This is a genomic window from Nostoc sp. (genome assembly GCF_035638895.1).
Taxonomy (GTDB): Bacteria; Cyanobacteriota; Cyanobacteriia; order Cyanobacteriales; family Nostocaceae; genus Nostoc.
This window is the reverse complement of record NZ_DASQZC010000370.1, coordinates 1-5,084: the sequence shown is the minus strand read 5'-3', so window position 1 is coordinate 5,084 and position 5,084 is coordinate 1. Positions and strand designations below refer to the sequence as shown.

The following is a 5,084-nucleotide window of genomic DNA, read 5'->3' as shown; positions in this document are numbered from 1 at the left end:
ACAATACAAGTCGATAGCAACGGCAATGACACCACTTTGCTGATCCAAGGGCCAGACCAAACTACGATTCGTTGCGGCGATGACACTGGTAAAAGTAAAGATGCTAGCGTTAGCGATCGCAATTGGAAAAGGGGCACATATCGGATTTGGGTGGGTACATTTAATCCTGGGGGCAAGCGCGATTACACTCTGAAAGTGGAGCAGCAGTGAAGTGGGGAGTGGGGGATGAAGGGGATGAGGGAGCAGGGGGGCAGGGGGAGAAATAAGCAATGCCCAATTCCCAAGTCCCCATTCCCAATTTTGAGGTGTAACGTCTGAAAGGATAAGATGGGAGAGTAGCTTGTTGTGCTTTCCGAGGGTGCTATCTCGTGCTATCTATACTGCGTGCTGACTTTCGTATCATATTTGAACGTGACCCAGCTGCTCGTAACTGGTTGGAAGTTTTGTTTTGTTACCCTGGTTTGCAAGCCCTGCTATTCCATAGGCTGGCTCACTGGTTGTACACTGTTGGTCTTCCCTTTTTTCCCCGGCTGATTTCTCACTTGGCTCGGTTTTTGACTGGAATTGAAATCCACCCTGGTGCAGCAATTGGAAAAAGTGTGTTTATTGACCACGGGATGGGTGTAGTGATTGGTGAAACTGCGATCGTGGGAGACTATGCTCTGATTTATCAAGGTGTCACCCTTGGGGGTACTGGTAAAGAATGTGGTAAGCGCCATCCAACTGTGGGTGAAAATGTCGTAGTTGGGGCTGGAGCTAAGGTACTGGGCAATATCCAAATTGGTAATAATGTCCGTATTGGCGCTGGGTCTGTTGTTCTGAGGGATGTCCCTTCAGACTGTACTGTGGTAGGCGTGCCTGGGCGCATTATGTATCGTTCTGGAGTTCGGGTTGCACCTCTTGAACACAATAACTTACCAGATTCAGAAGCCCAAGCAATTCGTGCTTTAGTTGACAGGATTGAGGCGTTGGAAGAACAAATACAAACTCTTCAGCGCAGCAATTCTTCAGAAAAAACTCCTGTTTTAGTGGGTTGTTTAGCCACCAAAGAGGATGAGCTAACCCACGATACTCGCTGGTGCAACCTCAAAGATAAGACTATCCACCAATTTCTAGATGGTGCTGGTATTTAAATCAAGTTAGGAGTGAGAAGTGAGGAGTTAGGAGTGAGGAGTGAGGAATAAATAATTATCCTTGCACCTTCCAATTCATGACTCCTAACTGACAAAATTAAGGATTAATTTCTTCACAAAACCATTCCTGATTTTCATCGCGGCGATAAAACTTTCTGTTTTGTGGTTCGCCGCGTAATTCTAAATGGTCTACTTGCATCGGATCGAGTAGCAATAGACAAAAATTAGGTACTGGCTTAACAGGATCGGGTGCTGGTGGCTCAAAAGCTCCTAATTCTTGGATTCTAGGTTTACCAGGATGGGGCCAAGCAAACTGTAAACGCGCCGCATCACTTAATTCTTGCCACATTGCTATCCGGGCTAGCTGTAGATCCTGGTCAGAATCATCACCGCTTACTAGGGTCAAACAGCCAGTGATTCGGAATTGTTCGCGTGTATTGGGGAAGTACCAGCAAACTTCTGCCCAAGGTTGTTGCTGTATTTGGTCGGCTTTAGCGCTACGAGTATCAGTAATAAATTTTAGCTGGTTTGTATCTTCTAGAAAGCCACGAAAGACTAGGGTACGATTAGCGGGACGACCGTTCGGCTGCACCGTTGCTAGTTGGAGGTAACGGGCATAAACAAGGCTACGGTTGCGATGGAGTGCATGAGCGATCGCGCTTCGCCAAGGAGCAAGAATCATTATAAACTTTCGTACCTAAGTATTAAATATACTACTGTTAACTAAACAAAAACACAAACTTTCTATTTATATATAATAAATGGTTACAATTCCAATAATAGATTTAACTGCGTTTAGCAATGGCGACACCATAACTCGACAAAATATTATCAAACAAATTTATCAAGCTTGCCATGAAATTGGCTTCATGTACTTGCAGAATTCAGGAATATCAAAAGACTTAATAAAACAAATATTCAGTTACAGTAAATCTTTCTTTAATTTACCCTTAGAAGTTAAGCAAAAGCAAGCTTGGAGTAATGAGTTTAATAATACAGGATACGTTGGTCTTGAGAGAGAACGTCTTGACCCCAACAAACCAGGCGACTTGAAAGAGGCGTTTAATATAAACAAACAAGCCGCTATAGGAATAGATGCTTGTATTCTCGGCTTTTATGATAGTTGCACAGAACTTGCTAACACAGTGTTACAAGCTTATGCTTTGGCGTTGGAATTGCCAGAAGATTTTTTTATCACAAGACACAATCAACAAAATCATACCTTGCGCTTACTCCATTATCCCCCATTGCAGACACCACCCAAATCTGGACAGGTGCGTGCTGGTGAGCATTCCGATTATGGCAGTATTACTTTACTTTTCCAAGATGACGTTGGCGGGTTGGAAGTACAGACAGCATCTGGAAATTGGATTGCTGCGCCTGCGATTCCTGATACTGTGGTAGTTAATACTGGCGATTTAATGCAACGGTGGACAAATGATATGTTTTGCTCAACCAAGCATCGAGTAATGATTCCCAGCGATAACAAGGTGAAGCAGTCCCGTTATTCTATGGCTTTTTTCTGTCATCCTAATGATGATACAGAAATAGCTTGTCTGGAAAGTTGCCAGAAAGAACAATCGCCTATTTATCCGCCTATCCTTGCGGGAGAATATCTTTTAAGTCGTTTGCAAGCAACTTATGGTAATTCGTAATTCGTAATTCGTAATTCGTAATTCGTAATTAAGAAAGATATTTAATATGAAAACCTACGACTGGATTGTGGTTGGTGGTGGAATTGCGGGTGCTGCACTGGCATACGAATTAGTAAAAACAGGTTTTGCTGTTCTTTTATTGGAGCAATATGAAACACCACAAAATGCAACTCGTTATAGTTATGGTGGACTTGCTTATTGGTCGGGTACTACACCACTCACTCGTCTATTGTGCGAAGAAGCGATTGCACTTTACCATATCCTACCTCAAGAGTTAGACGCTGATATCCAGTTTTGGAAATTAGATTTATTACTTACTATTTCAGCCGCTAATGACCCAGAAGCAACGGCTGCATCATATAATCATTTTACCATTCCACCCCGTTTATTGAGTGTTCAAGAAGCTTGTGAGTTGGAACCACTGCTAAATCGAGAGGCTATATCTGGTGCTTTAACTGTCAAACACGGTCATATCCACCCTGAAAAAACAGCACAAGCTTACATCCAAGCTTTTGAGCGTGCTGGGGGTGAAATGCAGATTGCCCAAGTATTGCAAGTATTGCAAGATGGTGTAAAAACAACTACTGGAACTTTCCACAGTGCGAACGTTGCCATTTGTGCAGGTGGACTTAGCCGCCAACTACTAAAATCTGCTGGTATTCCCGTCAAGCTGTATTTTACCCACGCAGAAATCATTGAAACCCCACCTGTGGATGTGCAGTTACGCACTTTAGTTATGCCAGCTAATCTGCAACGATTTCAACTAGAAGCTGAATCTACTCAAGTTGATGAATTGTGGAATCAACCAGGTAATGAGCCAGTACCAGCAATTTTAGATGCGGGTGCGATTTAGTTTCAAGATGGTAGCCTTCGCATCGGTCAAATTAGCCGTGTTCTCACAGATCCTTATGCCAAGGTAAACTCAGAGGCGAGTGAAAAATGGTTGCGAAAAAGTGTCGGTGAAGTTTTACCAGCTTTGGAGAATTTACCAGGAACTTGGCATGATTGCTTAGTGGGATTTAGTAGCGATCGCCTGCCCTTAATTGGTACTATCCCAGGATTTGAAAGGGTTCATCTATTCTCTGGGTTTAGCAATCCTTTGGTGATTATACCACCTTTGGCAAAGCGCTTTGCTAATTTTGCATCTGGCAAGGAAGATGAGATTATTATCCAGCTATCTCTTCATCGCTGACAATAATTTCACAATACTAGCCTTAACAAATATTAATATTATAAATTTATTTTTTTATTACAAAAATCATACATTTTGTATAAGAAGTAACTTTTTACTAGTAAACTATCGCACTATCATCACACATTAAAGTTTAGTATTGTCAGCTTTCTATTAAGTTGGTTGATTGATCAAGAGGAAAATTCATAAAAAGATGAGAAGACAATTTAACAGACGCAAGTTTTTAATCTACGGTTCTTTAACTTTTGGAAGCAGCTTTTTTCTGAAAGCTTGTGCGAATAATTCCCCAACTGCTACAGAGAGTCCAGCCGCACCTCCTGCTGCTTCTCCTGCTGCTGCTACTGCTGGTGACACAATCAAAGTAGGTATTTTGCACTCCCTTAGTGGCACAATGGCTATTAGTGAGAAAAGCGTTGTCGATGCTGAAAAATTAGCAATCAAAGAAATTAACGCTGCTGGTGGTATCTTAGGTAAACAAATTGAAGCAGTTACCGAAGATGGTGCTTCTAACTGGGATACTTTTAGAGAAAAGGCAACTAAGCTAATTGATCAAGATAAAGTCGCTGTAGTTTTTGGTTGTTGGACATCTGCTAGCCGCAAGAATGTTAAGCCAGTATTCGAGAGCAAAAATCACATGCTCTGGTATCCTGTGCAGTATGAAGGTCAAGAGTGTTCTAAAAATATTTTTTACACTGGTGCTGCTCCAAATCAACAAATTGAACCATCTGTTGATTGGCTGTTAAAAAATAAAGGAAAAGAATTCTTCTTAGTTGGCTCTGACTACGTTTTTCCCCGCACTGCTAACACAATTATTAAAGCTCAATTAGAAGCTTTGGGCGGAAAAACAGTTGGTGAAGATTATTTACCTCTTGGCAATACAGAAGTTACACCAATTATCACTAAAATTAAGCAAGCTTTGCCTAATGGAGGTGTAATTTACAATACTCTGAATGGTGATAGCAACGTTGCTTTCTTCAAACAATTGAAAGGTGCTGGATTGACACCAGAAAAATATCCTTCCATGTCTGTCAGTATTGCCGAAGAAGAAGTTAAAGCAATTGGTGTAGAGTATCTCAAAGGTCATTATGCAGCTTGGAATTACTT

General features: G+C 41.6%; 4 protein-coding genes and 2 pseudogenes. 5 read left to right on the top strand and 1 reads right to left on the bottom strand.

The window, feature by feature from the left end:
- Window positions 1–210: pseudogene (locus VE944_RS18140) on the top strand (hypothetical protein); the annotation flags it as partial.
- 158 nt (window positions 211–368) lie between these two features.
- Window positions 369–1,133, top strand: coding sequence for a serine O-acetyltransferase (gene cysE / locus VE944_RS18135; RefSeq protein ID WP_229556801.1), 765 nt, complete (start codon window positions 369–371; stop codon window positions 1,131–1,133).
- A 97-nt stretch (window positions 1,134–1,230) separates the two neighbouring features.
- Here cysE and VE944_RS18130 read toward each other — a convergent pair whose 3' ends face one another.
- Window positions 1,231–1,815 (bottom strand): Npun_F5749 family FMN-dependent PPOX-type flavoprotein, encoded by a 585-nt coding sequence (locus tag VE944_RS18130; RefSeq protein ID WP_324979749.1) that lies wholly within the window; start codon window positions 1,813–1,815, stop codon window positions 1,231–1,233.
- A 79-nt stretch (window positions 1,816–1,894) separates the two neighbouring features.
- On the opposite strand from VE944_RS18130, the gene VE944_RS18125 reads away from it, so the two are divergent.
- The 3 genes and pseudogenes from VE944_RS18125 to VE944_RS18115 all read left to right on the top strand — a co-directional run.
- Window positions 1,895–2,788 (top strand): isopenicillin N synthase family dioxygenase, encoded by an 894-nt coding sequence (locus VE944_RS18125; RefSeq protein WP_324979746.1) that lies wholly within the window; start codon window positions 1,895–1,897, stop codon window positions 2,786–2,788.
- 46 nt (window positions 2,789–2,834) lie between these two features.
- A pseudogene (locus VE944_RS18120) lies at window positions 2,835–3,980 on the top strand (NAD(P)/FAD-dependent oxidoreductase).
- Window positions 3,981–4,173: 193 nt separating this feature from the next.
- Window positions 4,174–5,084: transporter substrate-binding protein (locus VE944_RS18115; RefSeq protein ID WP_324979743.1), on the top strand; the 911-nt coding region annotated here is incomplete at its 3' end.